The 17,463-nt window shown below is 71.9% G+C and carries 17 protein-coding genes; 7 read left to right on the plus strand and 10 right to left on the minus strand.

What is annotated here, in order from left to right:
* Window positions 1–5: 5 nt before the first annotated feature.
* From QQM39_RS32970 to QQM39_RS32990, 5 genes are all read right to left on the minus strand, one after another.
* The gene (locus QQM39_RS32970) at window positions 6–998 is read right to left on the minus strand and encodes a hypothetical protein (protein WP_302001203.1); all 993 of its coding nucleotides are present in this window, start codon (window positions 996–998) and stop codon (window positions 6–8) included.
* Window positions 958–2,130, minus strand: coding sequence for an iron uptake transporter permease EfeU (efeU, locus tag QQM39_RS32975; protein WP_367669341.1), 1,173 nt, complete (start codon window positions 2,128–2,130; stop codon window positions 958–960). The genes QQM39_RS32970 and efeU overlap by 41 nt, the downstream gene beginning before the upstream one ends.
* A 10-nt stretch (window positions 2,131–2,140) precedes the next feature.
* The gene (efeO, locus tag QQM39_RS32980; protein WP_302001204.1) at window positions 2,141–3,307 is read right to left on the minus strand and encodes an iron uptake system protein EfeO; all 1,167 of its coding nucleotides are present in this window, start codon (window positions 3,305–3,307) and stop codon (window positions 2,141–2,143) included.
* Between the two features lie 124 nt (window positions 3,308–3,431).
* Window positions 3,432–4,253 carry a heme ABC transporter ATP-binding protein gene (locus tag QQM39_RS32985; RefSeq protein WP_302001205.1) on the minus strand — a complete coding sequence of 274 codons (822 nt, stop codon included), beginning with the start codon at window positions 4,251–4,253 and terminating at the stop codon, window positions 3,432–3,434.
* Window positions 4,254–4,378: 125 nt separating this feature from the next.
* Entirely contained in the window at window positions 4,379–5,467 is a 1,089-nt protein-coding gene (locus tag QQM39_RS32990) for an iron ABC transporter permease (protein WP_302001206.1), read from the minus strand.
* Between the two features lie 131 nt (window positions 5,468–5,598).
* Between QQM39_RS32990 and QQM39_RS32995 the strand changes: the two genes are divergently transcribed.
* Window positions 5,599–6,243 carry a PhzF family phenazine biosynthesis protein gene (locus QQM39_RS32995; RefSeq protein ID WP_302001207.1) on the plus strand — a complete coding sequence of 215 codons (645 nt, stop codon included), beginning with the start codon at window positions 5,599–5,601 and terminating at the stop codon, window positions 6,241–6,243.
* 26 nt (window positions 6,244–6,269) lie between these two features.
* On the opposite strand, the gene QQM39_RS33000 is transcribed toward QQM39_RS32995, so the two are convergent.
* Together QQM39_RS33000 and map are read right to left on the minus strand one after the other, a co-directional pair.
* On the minus strand, window positions 6,270–6,917 hold the full coding sequence (locus QQM39_RS33000) for a heme oxygenase (biliverdin-producing) (RefSeq protein WP_302001208.1): 648 nt from the start codon (window positions 6,915–6,917) through the stop codon (window positions 6,270–6,272).
* Between the two features lie 127 nt (window positions 6,918–7,044).
* Complete coding sequence (gene map, locus QQM39_RS33005) at window positions 7,045–7,902, minus strand: type I methionyl aminopeptidase (protein ID WP_302001209.1); 858 nt, start codon at window positions 7,900–7,902, stop codon at window positions 7,045–7,047.
* Window positions 7,903–7,960: 58 nt separating this feature from the next.
* Here map and QQM39_RS33010 point away from each other — a divergent pair, with 58 nt between their 5' ends.
* Entirely contained in the window at window positions 7,961–8,191 is a 231-nt protein-coding gene (locus QQM39_RS33010; RefSeq protein ID WP_302001210.1) for a hypothetical protein, read from the plus strand.
* Here the strand turns inward: QQM39_RS33010 and QQM39_RS33015 are convergent, their stop codons facing one another.
* Both QQM39_RS33015 and QQM39_RS33020 read right to left on the minus strand, forming a co-directional pair.
* Window positions 8,192–9,529: an MFS transporter gene (locus QQM39_RS33015; protein ID WP_302001211.1), complete on the minus strand. Its 1,338-nt coding sequence runs from the start codon at window positions 9,527–9,529 to the stop codon at window positions 8,192–8,194.
* 79 nt (window positions 9,530–9,608) lie between these two features.
* Complete coding sequence (locus tag QQM39_RS33020; RefSeq protein ID WP_302001212.1) at window positions 9,609–10,211, minus strand: hypothetical protein; 603 nt, start codon at window positions 10,209–10,211, stop codon at window positions 9,609–9,611.
* Window positions 10,212–10,319: 108 nt separating this feature from the next.
* Here QQM39_RS33020 and QQM39_RS33025 point away from each other — a divergent pair, with 108 nt between their 5' ends.
* The 3 genes from QQM39_RS33025 to QQM39_RS33035 all read left to right on the plus strand — a co-directional run bounded on the left by QQM39_RS33025 (window position 10,320) and on the right by QQM39_RS33035 (window position 12,498).
* Entirely contained in the window at window positions 10,320–11,393 is a 1,074-nt protein-coding gene (locus tag QQM39_RS33025; RefSeq protein ID WP_302001213.1) for an exo-alpha-sialidase, read from the plus strand.
* Between the two features lie 52 nt (window positions 11,394–11,445).
* Complete coding sequence (gene npdG, locus QQM39_RS33030; RefSeq protein ID WP_302001214.1) at window positions 11,446–12,171, plus strand: NADPH-dependent F420 reductase; 726 nt, start codon at window positions 11,446–11,448, stop codon at window positions 12,169–12,171.
* Window positions 12,172–12,312: 141 nt separating this feature from the next.
* The gene (locus tag QQM39_RS33035) at window positions 12,313–12,498 is read left to right on the plus strand and encodes a hypothetical protein (RefSeq protein WP_302001215.1); all 186 of its coding nucleotides are present in this window, start codon (window positions 12,313–12,315) and stop codon (window positions 12,496–12,498) included.
* Here the strand turns inward: QQM39_RS33035 and QQM39_RS33040 are convergent.
* Complete coding sequence (locus QQM39_RS33040; RefSeq protein WP_302001216.1) at window positions 12,488–13,288, minus strand: site-2 protease family protein; 801 nt, start codon at window positions 13,286–13,288, stop codon at window positions 12,488–12,490. The two genes, QQM39_RS33035 and QQM39_RS33040, sit on opposite strands and share 11 nt — an antisense overlap.
* A gap of 103 nt (window positions 13,289–13,391) precedes the next feature.
* On the opposite strand from QQM39_RS33040, the gene QQM39_RS33045 reads away from it, so the two are divergent.
* Both QQM39_RS33045 and QQM39_RS33050 read left to right on the plus strand, forming a co-directional pair.
* Window positions 13,392–14,072: a DUF6578 domain-containing protein gene (locus QQM39_RS33045; RefSeq protein ID WP_302001217.1), complete on the plus strand. Its 681-nt coding sequence runs from the start codon at window positions 13,392–13,394 to the stop codon at window positions 14,070–14,072.
* An 84-nt stretch (window positions 14,073–14,156) separates the two neighbouring features.
* Window positions 14,157–17,453 carry a BTAD domain-containing putative transcriptional regulator gene (locus QQM39_RS33050; protein WP_302001218.1) on the plus strand — a complete coding sequence of 1,099 codons (3,297 nt, stop codon included), beginning with the start codon at window positions 14,157–14,159 and terminating at the stop codon, window positions 17,451–17,453.
* Window positions 17,454–17,463: the final 10 nt, after the last annotated feature.

Raw genomic sequence — 17,463 nt, forward strand, 5'->3', positions numbered from 1 at the left:
CGGCGCTACTCGCCCTTCGCCGACGTCAGGCCCTGGGTGCGGCCGATGACCTCCACCTTCCCCGAACCCTTCGGGTCCAGGGCCACCTTGTTGGAGATGATCTCCATCGTCAGCGACTGCTTTATCTCGCCCTTCGTCAGCGCCTCCACCCCCTTGCCCGGGGAGGGGACGCTGGTGCCCGCATAGGCCGTCCGCTTCTCGTAGTAGCGCGTGGTGAAGAACACCATCGCGCCGCCGTCCGTGGTGCGCAGCGCCAGCGGGGCGTAGTCGCCGCTCGTCAGCGGCTCGTCGATGAACTGGCTGACCAGGCCCGGCCGCTTGGCGGCCTTCTCCCGGTCGGCACGCCAGTCGCTGGTGTGGCGGCCGGGCGCGAAGACGCCCTTGCCGTCCTTGAGATAGCCGGCGTAGCTCTTGCTCAAGTCCGCCGGCGGCACGGCCAGTTCGGTCGAGTTCGCGGGGACGGCCTCGGCCCAGCCGTCTTTGTCGGTCTTGAACTTCGGTACGTCGCCGGGCGCCACCAGCGTCAGATACGCGGCTTCCCACGGCTCGTTCAGGCCGCCCCGGGTGAACACGAAGATCCAGCGCGCGCTGCCGAACTTGTTGCCGGCCGCGTCGGCCACGAACCAGCGTGGCCAGCCCGCCTTCTTCGGGATCGTGTACTTGACGTCCGACAGCACCAGCGGGGTGTGCGCCGAGTTGCCGCCGGGGCTGAGCGCCTTGCCCGCCTTCAGCCGGGCACTGTCGATGTCGCTCAGGGCCCCGGTGACGTAGTCGGCGTCGAGAGAGCTGTCGTACGCCTTGTCCGCCTTGTTGTACGCGGTTGTGAACTGCTGGAGCGCCTTGGCGGCCTCCGCCTTGGTGGCCGAGGGGAGAATCTCCTTCTCCCCGTGGACCACCACGCATCCGCTCGCCGTCAACGACAAAGCGGTCACTGAGGCCGCTATCAGTGCGCTCCGGTCAAGCCTGCGGAGCTTTCGAGGGCCGCGATCCCTGCTCATCAGGTTGCTTCACCTTCCCCTTCCCGGAGGCGAACCCTACCGGGGCCAGGAACAGCGCGAGCGTCGGGATCAGGTACAGCAGCCACACTGTGACCTGGAGGACGGTCGGGTCCGGCTGGAAGTTGAACACGCCCTTCAGCAGGGTGCCGTACCAACTCGACGGATCGACGGTGTCGCTGATGTCGAAGGCACGGTTGCTCAGGCCCGGCAGCCAGCGCGCCTCCTGCAGGTCGTGGAAGCCGTACGCCAGTACGCCCGCCGCCACGACGACCAGCATGCCGCCGGTCCAGGTGAAGAACTTGGCGAGGTTGATGCGCAGCGCGCCCCGGTAGAACAGCCAGCCCAGGACGATCGCCGTGGCGATGCCGAGGGCGACACCGATCAGCGGGCGCGGGCTGCCGTCGCCGGCCGCGCGCACCGACGCCCACACGAACAGGGCCGTCTCCAGGCCCTCCCGGCCGACCGCCAGGAACGCGGTCGCCACCAGCGCGCCCGTGCCCATCTGCAGGGCCGCGTCCAGCTTGCCGTGCAGCTCCGCCTTCAGGTGCCGGGCGGTGCGCCGCATCCAGAACACCATCCACGTCACCAGGCCCACCGCGAGGATCGACAGGGAGCCGCCGAGCGCCTCCTGCGCCTCGAACGTCAGCTCCTGGGAGCCGAATTCGAGCGCGCAGCCGAAGCCGAGCGCGAGGGCGAGGGCGACGCCGATGCCGATCCAGATGGGCGTCAGCCGCGACGGCTTCAGGCCCAGCGCCTCACCGGTGTCGTCCGGCGGCGCCTCGGCCAGACCGCCGTACGCCCCCTCGCCGACCGCCTGCCCGGCGGTCAGCCGGCGCGCGGCCGCCGTCCAGTCCTTCAGCATCTGCACGAACTCGGCGCGGTCGTCGGTCTTCACGTCGAACGCGGCGAAGTGCAGCCGGTCCTGCACGGGGGTGGCGATGCCGGCCTGGTGGTCACCGTGAAAGGCGACGGCGGCGCCCGTCGCGGCGCCGGCCGGGGCGGAGTCGCCCGCGGAGTCGCCGTCACGGGTCATCGCCACGGTGCCGCCGGCCGCGACGGCACCGAGCGCGAGCCCGGCACCGCCCCAGCCGATCAGCGTACGCCGGGAGGGGGACTGCGGGGTCTCGGTCATGGGGGTGCCCCTACTTCACGACGACGGCGGCGGCGAGCTTGGACAGCGGCTCCGCGAGGGAGTTGACGCCGTCGGACAGCTCCTTCTGCTGAGCCTCGGTGACCTTGTCGTACGAGGTGAAGTCGTACTGTGCTGCATTCGAATCGTCCGTCCGGTACTTGTCGAGCAGCGTGTTCAGCGCGGTGAACTGCTTGTCGAGCTCGGTGACCAGCGCCGGGTCGTTCTCCTTGGCGACCGGCTTCAGCAGCTCGTAGGCCTTCTGCGCGCCCTCGACGTTGGCCTTGAAGTCGACCAGGTCGGTGTGCGAGTAGCGCTCCTCCTCGCCGGTGACCTTGCCGGTGGCGACCTCGTCGAGGAGTTCCTTGGCGCCGTTGGCCATGGAGGTCGGGGTGATCTCGGCCTTGCCGACCCGGTTCTGCCAGTCCTTCAGGTCCTTGATGAGCAGGTCGGCGAGCTCCTTCTCGCGGTCGCCGATCTTCTTGTCCTGCCACAGCGCCTTCTCCAGGCGGTGCCAGCCGGTCCAGTCGGTGGCCGGGTCCTGGCCCTCCTCCAGACCGTCCTCGCGGACGTCGACCTTGGGGTCGATGTCGCCGAAGGACTCGGCGACCGGCTCGGTGCGCTCCCAGCCGATGCGGGAGGGGGCGTACGCCTTCTTCGCGGCCTCGATGTCGCCGTCCTTGAGGGCCTTCGCGAACGCCTCCGCCTTCGGCAGCGTCTCGTCGGCCTGCGTCTGCGCGTACTCGCGGTAGGCGGCGACGGCCTTGTCCAGGCGCGGGTCGCGCTTGGCGGCCGCGCCCTTGCCGGTGGCCTTCACGGCCTGCCGGATGCCGTCGCCCTTCATGCCGGGCTTGCAGGCGATGGTGTAGTTGCCCGCCTTCACCTCGGCGGTGACCGTCTGCTTGGTGCCGGGGCCGATGTTCTCGCGCTCGGTGACGATGCGGTCGTCCGGGAAGAGGATGTAGACCTCGGTGACCTTGGAGCCCTTGTTCTCGATGGCGAGCTCGACGTGCCCGGCCGGGAACTCCTTCTTCGACACCTCGCACTTGTCGTCCGTGGCGGTCACGTTGACGACCCGGTCGCCGCCCGCCGAACTGCCCTTCTCGGTGCACCCCGTGACGGCGGCCAGAGCCGCCGCGGTGGCTATGGCAGTGGTGACGGAGAGTCTGACGGCTCGCATGAGGGCTCCAGATGGCCGAAAGTGCGCGTGACGGGCCTCACAACAAGCAAGGTGAGGCTTGCCTAACGCCCACAAGGATCGCCTAAGTGGCCAAAAACGCCCCCATAGAGAGGTCAAAGGGAAGTCAAAGGTTCCGCAGTGGGGTCACCAACAGCCCTCCCGTTCGAGGGTGTGAAAGCACTTCGACGGGCTGGTCGTACACCTCCGACAGCAGCCGCTCGGAGAAGACCTCGGCGGGCGCTCCGTCCGCCGCGACCCGTCCGCCGCGCAGGACGGCGACCCGGTGCGCGTAGGCCGCCGCGAGCCCCAGGTCGTGGAGTACGACCACCACCGCGTCCCCGGCCCGCGCCCGCTCCCGGCACAACCGCAGCACCAACTCCTGGTGCTTGAGGTCGAGGGCCGCGGTCGGCTCGTCGAGCAGCAGCAGCGGCGCCCGCTGGGCCAGCACCCGGGCCAGCGCGACACGGGCCCGCTCGCCACCACTGAGCGCGGAGAACGACCGTACGGCGAAGGCGGCCACCTCGGTGGCGGCCATCGCCTCGGCCACGGCCGCGTCGTCGTCCTCCAGTCCGAGGGAGGCCCAGGGCGCACGACCCATCCGGACGACCTCCTCGACCGTGAAGGGGAAGGAGAGGGCCGCCGACTGGGGGAGCACGGCGCGGCGAAGGGCGAGTTCCGGGGCGGACCAGTCGCTCGCCGGGCGGCCGTGGATCCGTACGACCCCCTCGGCGGCCGGTAGGTCGGCGGCCAGCGCGCTCAACAGGGTGGACTTTCCGGCACCGTTGGGCCCGACGAGAGCGAGTACTTCACCGGCCCGGACGGTGACGGAGACGCCGGTCAGCACCTCGCGCACACCGAGACGAACGTGCAGCGACTCGGCGGCGGCGAGGATGTCGCCGGGTTCCGTGGGGGCGGGGGGAGCTGGGCGAGGGCGGAGCAGTCTCATAGGAGGGGGTTCCTTCTTGAGAAGGGGGGCGGGGGAACCTGGGGGCGCGGGGCTGTGTTGAATTTGCGGCTACCGCCGCGTGGTCGCGATCAACCCCCACACACCCGCACTCGGCATACGACCCCTTAGGCCCACCCCCCTTGCCGCCGCCGAGTCCGACGCAGCAGCCAGAAGAAGAACGGACTGCCCAGCAGAGCCGTAAGCACCCCCAACGGCAACTCCGCGGGCGCTGCCACGGTCCGCGCAGCGAGATCCGCCGCGAGCAACACCACCGCCCCACCCAACGCACTGCCCGGAATGAGAAACCGATGCCCCGGCCCCGCGGCCATGCGCAGCAGATGCGGTACGACAAGCCCGATGAACCCGATGACCCCGGAAACGCTCACCGCGGCCGCCGTGAGCAACGCGACGACCAGGATCAACGCGACCCGCATCCGCTCCACGTCCACCCCCAGATGCCGGGCGGGCCGGTCGCCGAGCGCGAGCAGGTCCAGGCGGCGCGCGTACAGCGGCGCCACCACCAGCCCCACGACCGCGCACGGCAGGACCGCCGCCACCTTGGGCCAGGTGGACTGGGCGAGGGAGCCGAGCTGCCAGAAGGTGATCTGGTTCACCGCGGCGGTGTCCGCGAGGAAGATGAACAGGCCGATGAGCGCCCCGGCGAAGGCGTTGACCGCGATGCCCATGAGGATCAGGGTCACCACCTCGGTACGGCCGCCCGAGCGGGACATCGCGTACACCAGCAGCACCGTGCCGAGACCGGCGACGAAGGCCATCGCGGGGAGGGTCCAGTTGCCGAGGAAGGTCAGCCCGAGCGAGAGGGCGGCCACCGCTCCGACCGCCGCGCCCAGGGAGACACCGATGGTGCTCGGCTCGGCCAGCGGATTGCCGAACACCCCCTGCATCAGCGCCCCGGCGCAGCCCAGCGAGGCGCCGATGAGCAGCGCGAGCACGATCCGCGGGAAGCGGACGTTCCACAGCACCGACTCGGCGACCCGGTCCGACTCGCCGCCGCCGAGCCCGACTTTGTGCTGCACGGAGGCGAGGACGTCCCCGACCCGGATCGGGTAGGCGCCGATCCCGGCGGCGACCGGGACGAGGGCGAGGAGAGCGACGCTCATGCCGACGGTCAGCAGCCAGGCGGCGGTGTGTCGTCTGCGGGGCGGCGGCGCTTCGGCCACGGCTTCGGGCGCGGCCTTCTCCAGTACGGTCATGCCGTATCCCCCTCTTAACACTTCCGATAGGCGAAGCTTAGGTTAGCCTTACCTTACGTGTGGGGTGGCGGGAAGCCGCTGACGCCGCCCCTGGGACGACCTCGCCGCCCGCGTGATGTTTCAATTCCCCCGTGACTGACTACGACGTCCTCCGCGTCTTCTGCGGCCCGACCGGTGGATACGGCAACGAACTCGGCGTCGTCCGCGAGGGCTCCGTGATCCCCGAGCGGAGCGACCGGCAGGCGTTCGCCGCGAAGCTCGGTTTCAGCGAGACCGTGTTCGTGGACGACCCCGAGCGCGGGGTCATCGACATCTACACGCCGACCCTGCGCCTGCCCTTCGCCGGTCACCCCTGCGTCGGGACGGCCTGGCTGCTCGACGTGCCCGAACTGGTCACCCCGGCGGGCGTGGTGGGCGCGCGGCTGGACGGGGAGTTCAGCTGGATCGAGGCGCGCGCGGAGTGGGCCCCGCCGCGCACCCTGCGGCAGTACGCGACGGCCGCCGAAGTGGACGGCCTGGACGTACCGGCACCCGGTGAGTGGGTCTACGCCTGGGCGTGGGAGGACGAGGCAGCCGGCCGGGTCCGGGCCCGCGGCTTCCCCGGCCGTGACGACGGCATCGACGAGGACGAGGCCACGGGCGCGGCGGCGCTGCTCCTCACGGACCGCCTGGGCCGCGCCCTCAACATCACGCAGGGCGCCGGGTCGCAGATTCTCACGGCGCCGCAGCCGGGAGGCTGGGTGGAGGTCGGCGGCCGAGTGTTCCTGGAGCGCTAGGGCATGTCCGACAGGGCCCGGCCGCTTCAGGCGCTCAGCGCGAACTCCTCGCCCAGCGCCCGGAACACCGCCGTGTTCAGCGCGAACGCCCGCTTGCACTCCGCCACGATCCGCTGCTTCTCCAGGTCGTCCGCCCGCACGGCGTCCAGCAGTTCGCGGTAACTCCGCTTGAACGCCGCCGGGTTGGAGATCTCCTCGAAGACGTAGAACCGGACCCCGTCGCCCTTGCGTGCGAAGCCCCAGGTCTTCTCCGCCTTGTCGCGGATGATCTGGCCGCCGGAGAGGTCGCCGAGGTAACGGGTGTAGTGGTGGGCGATGTAGCCGGCCGGCCAGTCGTGGGCGCACTCCCGCACGCGGTCCGCGTAGGCCCGCGTCGCCGGCAGCGCCGACACTCCCGCCCGCCAGTCCGGGCCCCGCAGATGCGCCAGGTCCCGCTCCAGTGACGCCAGCCGGAACAGCTCCGGCTGGATGAACGGACCGGTCACCGGGTCCGACGCCAGCCGCTCGGTGCCGGTCTCCAGCGCCTCGTACACGAACCACAGCTGCTCGGTGTAGCGCGCGTAGGCGTCCACGCCGAGCCGTCCGCCGAGCAGGTCGCTCATGAACGTCGAGGTCTCGGCCTCCACGTGCTGCTCGTGGGAAGCGGTGCGGATGACTGTCGAGAAGGAGTCCATGGAACCCATTTTCTGAGGTTAGGCTTACCTAAGTCAATAGGGTTGCCGACGCCATGTCGGTAAAAGCGTACCGAGAAAACCCGCCCTCCGCAGAGGACGGGTTTTCCGGCGACCGTCAGGGTCGGGGTCAGGGGAGGGTGAGGATCTCCGTCCCCGTCTCCGTCACCACCAGCGTGTGCTCGAACTGCGCGGTGCGCTTGCGGTCTTTCGTGACGACCGTCCAGCCGTCGTCCCACATGTCGTACTCGTGCGTGCCGAGCGTCAGCATCGGCTCGATCGTGAAGGTCATCCCGGGCTGGATCACCGTCGTCGCGTGCGGGCTGTCGTAGTGCGGGATGATCAGGCCCGAGTGGAAGGACGAGTTGATGCCGTGGCCGGTGAAGTCGCGGACCACGCCGTAGCCGAAGCGCTTGGCGTACGACTCGATCACGCGGCCGATGACGTTGATCTGGCGGCCCGGCTTGACCGCCTTGATCGCCCGGTTCAGGGACTCGCGGGTGCGCTCCACCAGCAGGCGGCTCTCCTCGTCCACGTCACCCACCAGGTACGTGGCGTTGTTGTCGCCGTGCACCCCGCCGATGTACGCCGTCACGTCGAGGTTGATGATGTCGCCGTCGCGCAGGACCGTGGAGTCGGGGATGCCGTGGCAGATCACCTCGTTGACGCTCGTGCACAGGGACTTGGGGAAGTTGCGGTAGCCGAGCGTGGAGGGGTAGGCGCCGTGGTCGCACATGTACTCGTGCGCCACCCTGTCCAGTTCGTCCGTCGTCACACCCGGCGCGATGATCTTCGCCGCCTCGGCCATCGCCCGCGCGGCGATACGGCCGGCGACGCGCATCGCCTCGACGGTCTCCGGGGTCTGCACCTCCGGACCCGTGTACGGCGTCGGCGCGGGCTTGCCGACATACTCGGGGCGACGGATGTTTCCGGGCACGGAACGGGTGGGGGAGAGCTCCCCTGGGACAAGCAGCGACTGGCCAGACATGCCAGCGAGTCTAACCAGCGGGCGTGGGGGAACATGTGGGTGGCGAGAGGAGCCGCTCATGGCCTTGTTCAAGAAGCGCACGGTCGGGAAGCCCGGCGAGTGGTACTACTGCCTCGTGCACAAGAAGGTCGAGGAGGGGCCGGAGTGCCCGGCCAAGGACCGCTTCGGGCCGTACGCCGACCGGCAGGAGGCCCAGCACGCGATGGACCTCGCGCGGGAACGCAACCTGGAGTGGGAGAACGACCCCCGGTGGCACGACGCCCCGACCGGCCCGGCGGACGACGACTGATCAACCTTCCGCGGGCGCCGGCGCGGTCGCCGCCGCCCGCCGCTCCCGCAGCCGTACCGCGTGCTCGTTCGTCCGCGCGTCGTACGTCAGCAGCTTCGGCAGGCACAGCGCCAGCAGCCCCACCGCGCCCACGCACAGCAGCCCGCCCGACCAGACGGAGGTGCGCACGCCCTGCCAGGCGGCCACGCCGCCCACGTAGGTCTGGCCGAGCTGCGGGCCGACCGAGTACGACAGCAGCTCGATCCCGGCGAGCCGCCCCCGCAGCTCGTCCGGGATCGTCTGGTTCCACATCACCCCCCGGAAGATGCCGCTGACCATGTCGGCGGCGCCGCCGGCGGTCAGGAACAGCAGCACCAGCCATACGTTCCCGCAGACACCGGCGGCCGCGATCGCCACGCCCCACAGCGCGGCCGACAGGACGACGACCCGCCCGTGCCGGTGCACCCGCGAGGTCCAGCCGCTGGTCAGGCTCACCAGCATCGCGCCGGCCGGGACCGCCGAGTACATCAGGCCGAGCGCCCAGGGGGCGTTCAACTCGTCCGCGAGGAAGGGCAGTACGGCGAGCGGCATCGCGAAGAGCATCGCCGCGATGTCGATGACGTAGGTGCCCAGCAACTCCTTGCGGCTCCAGGCGTAGCGGGCACCCTCGGCGATCGTCTTGAGGGACGGCTTCGCGGCCTCGTGCGAGGCGGGGGAGTCGGCGATGCCGAGCGCGAGCAGGACGGAGACGACGAAGGTCAGCAGATCCGCGCCATACGCCCAGCCGAGCCCCGCGTACGCGACGACCACGCCGGCCAGCGCCGGGCCCGCGACCCCGCCGACCTGCCAGCGCAGGGCGTTCAGCGAGGCGGCGGCCGGGAGGTGGTCGTGGGCCACGATCCGGGGCAACAGGGCGTCCAGGGCGGGGCGTTGGACCGAGACGAGTGCGGAGGACAGGGCGGCGACGACGTACAGCGGCCAGACGGCGGGGCTCGGCAGCAGGGCGTTGACCAGCAGCGCCGCGCTCAGCACCGCCTGCCCGGCCTCCGTCCACACGATCAGCTTCCGCTTGTCGAGCGCGTCGGCAAGCGCGCCGCCGTACAGCCCGAACACGACCAGCGGCACCAGCTCCACGGCCCCGATCGCGCCGACCGCCGCGGCGGACCCGGTCAGCTCCTTGATCTGCACCGGCAGCGCGACGAACGTCAGGAAACTGCCGAAGGAGGAGATCAGGCCCGCCAGCCACAACCTCCGGAAGTCGGCGGAGGCCCGCCAGGGGGCGAGGTCGGGGAGTACGGCACGGAGGCGGGAGGGAGGGGGCGGGGGAGCTGGGGAAGCGGTGGGGGAGTCGTCCGTCACGACGGGTCATGCTCGGGTGGGGCGGTGCCGGAGGCAAACGGTTTTGCGCGGGGGCGGGGCGGGGGCGGTCCTGGCCGGGTCACCAGCGCGCGGGTGGCGGTGCCGTCAATGACTCCGCCAGCCGGGACAGGCGGTCCCGCAAGCGGCGGCGGCCCCTCGCGGCCGGCATCGGGTTCTCGCCGGCGGCCGCGCTCACCAGGTGCTGCACGGTGTCCAGGTCCAGCTCCGCCCCCTCCGGCACGGTCAGCGTCTCGTGGGCCATGGCCGTCAGCTCCGACTCGTCGGCGCCGAGCGCCAGGACCGTCGCCCCGGCCCGCCGGACGTCGTGCACCCGTTCCAGGAGCGGCGCCCCGGGCTCGTCCGGCGACACCACCAGCAGCGTCTCCCCGCGCCGCGCCGCCGCCAACCTCCCGAGGCCGACGGCCAGATGCGCCGGATCCGAGGCGCGCGCGTGATGCCGTACGAGTGTCGGGGCGAGCTCCGGCGTCCCCGACCACGCGGCCTCGTCCACCAGATGGGCCGCCAGATGCCACGGCTCGTACTCCGGCGTGCCGACCAGCAGCAGCCCGCCCTCGTGCGACATCGCCGACGACCGCAGCGCCCCCGCGAACCGCCGTGTGGCCCCCAACCACTCGGTTCCGGCGAGCACTTCACGCAACAACGCGACCCGTACGGCGTCCATGCGACCGCATCCTGCCGTAACCGGCCACTTGTGACCCGGAGTTCACCACGAATTCGCCCGGTATGGGGAAGCAGAGGGGCCCGGCGGCCACCTTCGAGGAGTCTGACCATGACCGAGACCAGCGTCCCCTTCCGTGCGGGCCGGGAGGGGTATGCCTCCTTCCGTATCCCGGCCGTCGTCGCCACCTCCGCCGGAACGCTCCTCGCGTTCTGCGAGGGCCGGGTCGAGTCCGCCGCCGACCACGGGCAGATCGACATCGTGCTCAAGCGGTCGACGGACGGCGGCCGCACCTGGGGCCCCCTGACGGTGGCCGCCGACAACAACTGGCACCTCGCGGGCAACCCCGCCCCCGTCGTCCTCGACACCGGCCGCATCCTGCTCGTCTACATCCGCAACCACGCCACCGCCACCGAGGCCGCCATCCTGCGCGGCGAGGTCAGCGACGCCGACGGCCGCCGGATCTGGGTCCGGTACAGCGACGACGACGGCGTCACCTGGTCGAGCTCGAAGGAGATCACCGCGCAGGTGAAGAAGCCGGGGTGGCGCTGGTACGCCACCACGCCCGGCCACGCCATCCAGCTGAGCACCGGCCGGGTCGTCGTCGCCGCCAACCACACGATCCCGCCCACCGGCGACGACCTCGGCAACGAGGCCAGGTACAACAGCGGCCACTGCCTGCTCAGCGACGACCGGGGCGCCACCTGGCGCATCGGCTACATCGACGAGAACACCGACGGCTACGTCAACGTCAACGAGACCACCGCCGCCGAACTCCCCGACGGCCGCGTCTACTTCAACACCCGCAACGACTCCCCGTCCCCCGGCAACCGCGCCGACGCCTACTCCGCCGACGGCGGCGCGACCCTGGTGAAGCCCTTCCGCCCGCAGGCCGGCCTGACCGCCCCCATCTGCGAGGGCAGCGTCCTGCAACTGCGCGACCCCGACGTCCTGCTCTTCTCCGGCCCCGCCGACCCCGCCGCCCGTGCCCTGATGACGATCCGCGCCTCCACCGACAGCGGCATCACCTGGCGGTCCGCGCACACGGTGGACGGTCTGCCCGCCGCGTACTCGGACCTCGTACGGATCGACGACGGGACGGTCGGACTCCTCTACGAGACCGGCGACTTCGGCCCGTACGAGACCATCACCTTCCGGCGGGTGCCCGTGACGCAGCTCACCTGAGGCGTGGGGGCGGGCGGGGCGGCAGTCAAGTCGGCCGACGTAAAGTCGGGCCATGACCTCTACCGACAGTGCACAGCAGCCCGCCGAGACTCCCGTGAAGGCCCCCGCCAAGGACCCCTGGGACCTCCCCGACGTCTCCGGGCTCGTCGTCGGCGTGCTCGGCGGCACCGGGCCGCAGGGCAAGGGCCTCGCCTACCGGCTCGCCAAGGCCGGGCAGAAGGTGATCATCGGCTCGCGAGCCGCTGACCGCGCCGAGTCCGCCGCCGAGGAGCTCGGGCACGGTGTCGAGGGCGCCGACAACGCCGAGTGCGCGCGGCGCAGCGACATCGTGATCGTCGCGGTGCCGTGGGAGGGCCACGGCAAGACGTTGGAGTCCCTGCGTGAGGAGCTGGCCGGCAAGCTGGTCGTCGACTGCGTCAACCCGCTCGGCTTCGACAAGAAGGGCGCCTACGCGCTGAAGCCGGAGGAGGGCAGCGCCGCCGAGCAGGCCGCCGCCCTGCTGCCTGACTCGCGGGTGACGGCGGCCTTCCACCACCTGTCGGCCGTACTGCTCCAGGACCCGGAGGTCGACGAGATCGACACCGATGTGATGGTGCTCGGGGAGGCACGCGCGGACGTGGAGATCGTCCAGGCGCTGGCCGGCCGTATCCCCGGCATGCGCGGCATCTTCGCGGGGCGGCTACGCAACGCCCACCAGGTGGAGTCGCTGGTCGCGAACCTGATCTCGGTGAACCGGCGCTACAAGGCGCACGCGGGGCTCCGCGTCACGGACGTGTGAGAGCCTGTCCGCCAGCCCCCGTCGTCCGCCCGAAGGGCGTGCGTGCCGGGCGTCGCAGCGCAGGCGGGGGCTGGCGGACAGGCTCTCAGGGATGGGGGACACTGGTCGCCGTAGCAGTGTCCCCCGAAGGAGCCGACCGAAATGCCCCGCCTTGGTGTCTATACGCTGATCGTCTGTCTGCTGGCCGTGGTCGCGGCCGTGATCTCCTTCGCGCAGGGCAGCTGGCTGGGGATCGTGTGGGTGCTGCTGGCCGGGCTGTCGTCGAACATGACCTGGTACTACGTCAAGCGCGCCAAGGACGAGCGGCGGGGCTCCGTCACGAGCTGATCGAGCACAGCTCGTTCGTGTCCCGCCAGAAGCGGAACAGGTCGAAGCCGCAGTACGTGTCGAAGTCGCTGATGCCCAGGGTGCGCAGCACCGCGTCGATCATGTCGAAGAACACGCTGTTGATCTCCGGCACCCACAGCAGCGCGAACACGAACAGCAGGCCGAACGGGGCGAACGGCTCCACCTGGCGCTTGACGTTGTACGACAGCCAGGGCTCGATCACGCCGTAGCCGTCCAGGCCCGGGACCGGCAGGAAGTTCAGGATCGCCGCCGTGACCTGGAGCAGGGCGAGGAAGGCGAGCGCGAAGCGGAAGCCCCGGGGGACGCCGTCGAGCGCGTCCAGCCAGAACGGGGCGGTGCACACCACGGCGAACAGGACGTTGGTCAAGGGCCCCGCCGCCGAGATCAGACTGTGCCGCCAGCGCCCCCGGATCCGCCCGCGCTCGATGAAGACGGCACCGCCGGGGAGACCGATGCCGCCCATGATCACGAAGATGACCGGAAGCACGATGCTGAGCAGCGCGTGCGTGTACTTCAGCGGGTTGAGGGTGAGATAGCCCTTCGCGCCGACCGAGATGTCGCCGCTGTGCAGGGCGGTACGCGCGTGTGCGTACTCGTGCAGACACAGGGACACGATCCAGGCGGCGGTCACGAACAGGAACACGGCGAGGCCGGGCTGCTCGGCGAAGCCGGTCCAGGTGGCCCAGCCCGTCACCGCCGTGACGGCCAGGATCCCGACGAAGACGGCGCTGATCCGCCGGTCGCCGGAGCGGGTGATCGCGGTGGTCATGAGGAAGGGCTCCTGTGGGACGGGGCGTCGGGCCTGCCCGACCGTACCGGGCGCAGGAGGAAAACGTCTCGCGTGGGGCGGTGGTTCCGGAGAGGGTGGGGGCATGGGGCTTTGGCATGTGTTCTACGCGGACTGGCAGATGGAGTGTTGCGGTACGCCGTTCAAGGTGGGGGACGAGGTGAGCTGGCCGCTGCTGTTCCAGTCCGCCGACGACGCCCTCGGCGGCGGCCGGCACGACCAGCTCACCCAGGTCGCCGGTCCCGTGGAGGACCTGCCGGGGGAGGAGGGCGCGGTGCGGGTGCTGCGGGAGGAGAGCGGGCTCGTGGTGGCCCTGCACCAGCATCCGGTGGACGTCCTCGCGCAGGAGGAACTGGGCCACCTGCGGCCGGGGGACCGGCCCCGCCTGACCGGCCTGCTCACGGCCGAGTTCCACGGCGACCCCGACCTGCCCGAGACCCCGGGCCGGGTACGGGCGATCCAGGTCCTTCGGCAGGGCTACGCCGAGATGGCGCCGGGTTCGCTCACCCGGGAGCCGGTCCCCGGGGAACGGTCGCTGCGGTCGGTGCGGGAGTGCCCGAAGTGGTTCGCGGACGCCGACGCGGGCGTGATCGTGACCCTGGAGGTACCGGGCACGGACTCCCGGCTGTCCCACGCGGTGCGCGAGGCCCGGGGCCAGGGCCTTCCGCACGCGGGCACGGCACCGGGCGCGGAGATGACGGGCCTGGCGCCGGCCGCGTCGGCCGAGCTGCTGGAGACCCTGAGCACGGTCCCGGAACCGGGATGACGGTGCCGCGACCCTTCGCGCGCCGCACACCCTTCCCGCGCCGCGCCCCGCAACCCTGTGACCGTCCCGAACCGACCAGAGACAATGGACCCCGTGCGCTATCGCATCCTCGGCACCACCCAGGTACTTCGCCCCGACGGCCGCCCCGTTCCGGTCGGCGGGGCGCGGCTGCGTGCCCTGCTGACCGTGCTGGCGTTGCGGGGCGGGCGGACCGTGCCCGCGAGTCTGCTGGTCGACGAGGTGTGGGACGGTGATCCGCCCGCCGACGCGACGGGCGCGCTGCAGGCGCTGGTCGGACGCCTGCGGCGGGCCCTCGGGGCGGACGCGATCCTCTCGGAGGAAGGCGGGTACCGGCTCGCCGCCGCGCCCGACGACATCGACCTGCACCGGTTCGAGCGGCTGGCCGGCGAGGGCACGCGCGCGTTGGCCGACGGCGACCCCGCCAAGGCCGCCGTCGTCCTCGACGACGCCCTCGCCCTGTGGCACGGCCCCGCCCTCGCCGACCTCCCCGACCGCACCGCCGAGGCGGTCCGCCAGGAGACCCGGCGCCTGGACGCGCTGCGCGCCCGCCACACCGCCGCCCTCGCCCTCGGCCACGCCGAACAGTCCCTGCCCGAGCTGACCGCCCTGTGCGACACCCACCCCCTGGACGAACCCCTCCAGGCCCTGCGCCTGCGCGCACTGCGCGACGCGGGCCGTACGGCCGAGGCACTGGCCGCCTACGACGACGTACGACGACTCCTGGCGGACCGGCTGGGCTCGGACCCGGGACCGGAACTGCGCTCACTGCACGGGGAGTTGCTCCACCCGGCGCAGGGCAGGCCCTCCGGTTCCTCGAACGGCCCTGACGTTCCCCCCGCCCCCGCTTCGCCCCCGCCCACCGGCAACCTCCGCGCCCGTCTCACCTCCTTCGTCGGCCGCGAACCGGACATCGAGGCCATCCACGGCGACCTCGCCACCGCCCGGCTCGTCACCCTGCTCGGCCCCGGCGGGGCGGGCAAGACGCGGCTGTCGCAGGAGGCCGCCGAGAGTGTGCGGGACGGCGCCCCGGACGGGGTGTGGCTGGCCGAGCTCGCGCCGGTCGACGATCCCGAGGCCGTACCGGAGGCCGTACTGACCGCCGTCGGCGCCCGCGAGACCGTGCTGTACGGCGCCGGGGCCGAGGCCATGCGGGCCGGATCCGAGCGGTACGACGACCCCGTCGAGCGGCTCGCCGAGCACTGCGGCAAGCGGCGCATGCTGCTGATCCTCGACAACTGCGAGCACGTCGTGGAGGCCGCCGCCCGGCTGGTGGAGGAGCTGCTGGCGCGCTGCCCGCGGCTGACGGTGCTCGCCACCAGCCGTGAACCCCTCGGCGTACCGGGGGAGTTGCTGCGGCCCGTGGATCCGCTGCCCGAGCCGTTCGCGCTGCGGCTGCTCGCCGACCGGGGTGCCGCGGCCAGGCCGGGGTTCCGGGTCGCCGATGATCCGGAGGCGTGCGCCGAGATCTGCCGGCGGCTCGACGGGCTGCCCCTCGCCATCGAGCTCGCCGCGGCCCGCCTCCGCATGCTGACGCCGCGTCAGATAGCGGATCGGCTCGACGACCGCTTCCGGCTGCTCACCTCGGGCAGCCGTACCGTGCTGCCCCGCCAGCAGACCCTGCGGGCGGTCGTCGACTGGTCCTGGGAGCTGCTGGACGAGGGTGAACGGGAGGTGCTGCGGCGGCTGTCCGTGTTCGCCGGCGGCTGCGATCTCGCCGCCGCCGAGGCCGTGTGCGGGCCCGTCGCGCTGGAGGCGCTCGGCTCGCTCGTCGACAAGTCCCTCGTGGTGGCCGCCCCTTCGGCGGACGGGGCGATGCGCTACCGGCTGCTGGAGACCGTCGGCGAGTACGCGGGCGAGCGGCTCGACGAGACGGGACGGCGAGCCGAGGCCGAGCGCGCGCATCTGACGTACTACCGCGAACTCGCCCGCGCCACCGACCCGTTGCTGCGCGGTTCTGGCCAACTCGCCGCCATCGAACGGCTGGAGCGCGAGAGCGAGAACATCCGCGCCGCCCTCCACCACGCCGTCTCCGTGCGCGACGAGCAGGAGGGGATGTGCCTGGTGCTGTCGATGGCCTGGTACTGGCAGATGCGCGACCTGCGCCTGGTCGCCCGCAACTGGTCCCGCGAGGTCCACGCCCTCGGCCCCGACCCCTTCGCCGGGCCCGTGCGCCGCGTCGCCCCGCTGTGGGAACGCTGCACGGCCACGCCGCCCCCGTGGACCGGCGAGGTCCTCGACGAGGCCCGGCGCGGCGTGCACCTGGTCCATCTCGCGTGCATGGACACCGAGTGGGAGGCCTGGCAGACGCCCGAGGCGCAGCGCAAGCTGCAGGCCATCGCCGAGACCTACGAGCCCGGACTCCCGCAGGTGTGCCGCAGCCCTGGTTCCCTGTGGTTCTTCGCCGTCCTGCTCACCGGTGACATGGGGCGGGTACGGACGATCATCGATGCCGCCGTCGAGACCTGCCGCGGCACTCCCGGCTACGAGTGGGAACTCGCCGCCAGTCTGTACATGCGCGCCAACGTGATGGCCAACCGCACCGAATGGGCCGGTGACGCCACCCGCGACGCCGACGAGGCGCTGGACATCTTCCGCCGCCTCGGCGACCGGTGGGGGACCGCGGAAGCGCTCTCCGCGCGGGCCGAGGCGCTGGAGAAGAAGGGCGACTACCGGCCGGCCGCCACCGACTACCGGGCGGCGATCGAGCATGCGGAAGGCCTGGGCGCCCACGCCCAGACGGGCGTCCTCAGTGCCCGGCTCGGCGGCGTGCTCATCGAGGCGGGCGAGGCCGAGCAGGGTGAGCGGCTGCTGCGCGAGGTCATCGACGGTTCGGACGGCGGGCACGGCCAGGCGATGCCCTTCGCCCGGCTCATGCTGGCCGGCTGGCTCGGCGTGACCGGCCGGATTCCCGAGGCGCGCGGGGAACTCCGGCTGCTGCGCGAGCAGTTCAAGGTCGCCGACTTCGCCATCTTCGACGCCTACATCCTCGGCGCCGAGGCCTGGCTGGACGCTCTCGAGGGCCACTGCGAAAGGTCCCTCGACCTGATCAGGCGCGCCTTGGAGCAGGCCGAGGACCCGCTGTCCGAGGCCATCATGCCGCTCATCCGCTCCGCGTTTCTGACCACCGCCGCGTACGCCCTCGCCGGCCTCGACGACGTTGGCCGAGCCCGCGACGCCGCCCGCTGCCTCGGCGCCGCCGACGCGGGGCTGCCGTCCGCGTACGTCGCGACGTTCCACGAGCGCGAGGTGCGTGACCGGACCGTGGAGCGCATCCGTGCCGTGCTGGGCGACGGGGTCTACGAGGCGGCGTACGCGGAGGGCGGCGGCCTCTCCCCCCGGGAGGCCGCCGCCCTGGTCTGACGCGCACCGA

The organism is Streptomyces sp. DT2A-34 (assembly GCF_030499515.1).
Lineage (GTDB): Bacteria > Actinomycetota > Actinomycetes > Streptomycetales > Streptomycetaceae > Streptomyces.

Bases quoted from the DNA above. Each gene is read 5' to 3' on its own strand.
- QQM39_RS33000 (WP_302001208.1), bottom strand. From the start codon at position 6,917: ATGGACTCCTTCTCGACAGTCATCCGCACCGCTTCCCACGAGCAGCAC.
- efeU (WP_367669341.1), bottom strand. From the start codon at position 2,130: ATGACCGAGACCCCGCAGTCCCCCTCCCGGCGTACGCTGATCGGCTGG.
- QQM39_RS32985 (WP_302001205.1), bottom strand. From the start codon at position 4,253: ATGAGACTGCTCCGCCCTCGCCCAGCTCCCCCCGCCCCCACGGAACCC.
- QQM39_RS33040 (WP_302001216.1), bottom strand. From the start codon at position 13,288: ATGACCACCGCGATCACCCGCTCCGGCGACCGGCGGATCAGCGCCGTC.
- map (WP_302001209.1), bottom strand. From the start codon at position 7,902: ATGTCTGGCCAGTCGCTGCTTGTCCCAGGGGAGCTCTCCCCCACCCGT.
- QQM39_RS33025 (WP_302001213.1), top strand. From the start codon at position 10,320: ATGACCGAGACCAGCGTCCCCTTCCGTGCGGGCCGGGAGGGGTATGCC.
- QQM39_RS33010 (WP_302001210.1), top strand. From the start codon at position 7,961: ATGGCCTTGTTCAAGAAGCGCACGGTCGGGAAGCCCGGCGAGTGGTAC.
- QQM39_RS33035 (WP_302001215.1), top strand. From the start codon at position 12,313: ATGCCCCGCCTTGGTGTCTATACGCTGATCGTCTGTCTGCTGGCCGTG.
- QQM39_RS33050 (WP_302001218.1), top strand. From the start codon at position 14,157: ATGGACCCCGTGCGCTATCGCATCCTCGGCACCACCCAGGTACTTCGC.
- npdG (WP_302001214.1), top strand. From the start codon at position 11,446: ATGACCTCTACCGACAGTGCACAGCAGCCCGCCGAGACTCCCGTGAAG.
- efeO (WP_302001204.1), bottom strand. From the start codon at position 3,307: ATGCGAGCCGTCAGACTCTCCGTCACCACTGCCATAGCCACCGCGGCG.
- QQM39_RS32970 (WP_302001203.1), bottom strand. From the start codon at position 998: ATGAGCAGGGATCGCGGCCCTCGAAAGCTCCGCAGGCTTGACCGGAGC.
- QQM39_RS33020 (WP_302001212.1), bottom strand. From the start codon at position 10,211: ATGGACGCCGTACGGGTCGCGTTGTTGCGTGAAGTGCTCGCCGGAACC.
- QQM39_RS33045 (WP_302001217.1), top strand. From the start codon at position 13,392: ATGGGGCTTTGGCATGTGTTCTACGCGGACTGGCAGATGGAGTGTTGC.
- QQM39_RS32990 (WP_302001206.1), bottom strand. From the start codon at position 5,467: ATGACCGTACTGGAGAAGGCCGCGCCCGAAGCCGTGGCCGAAGCGCCG.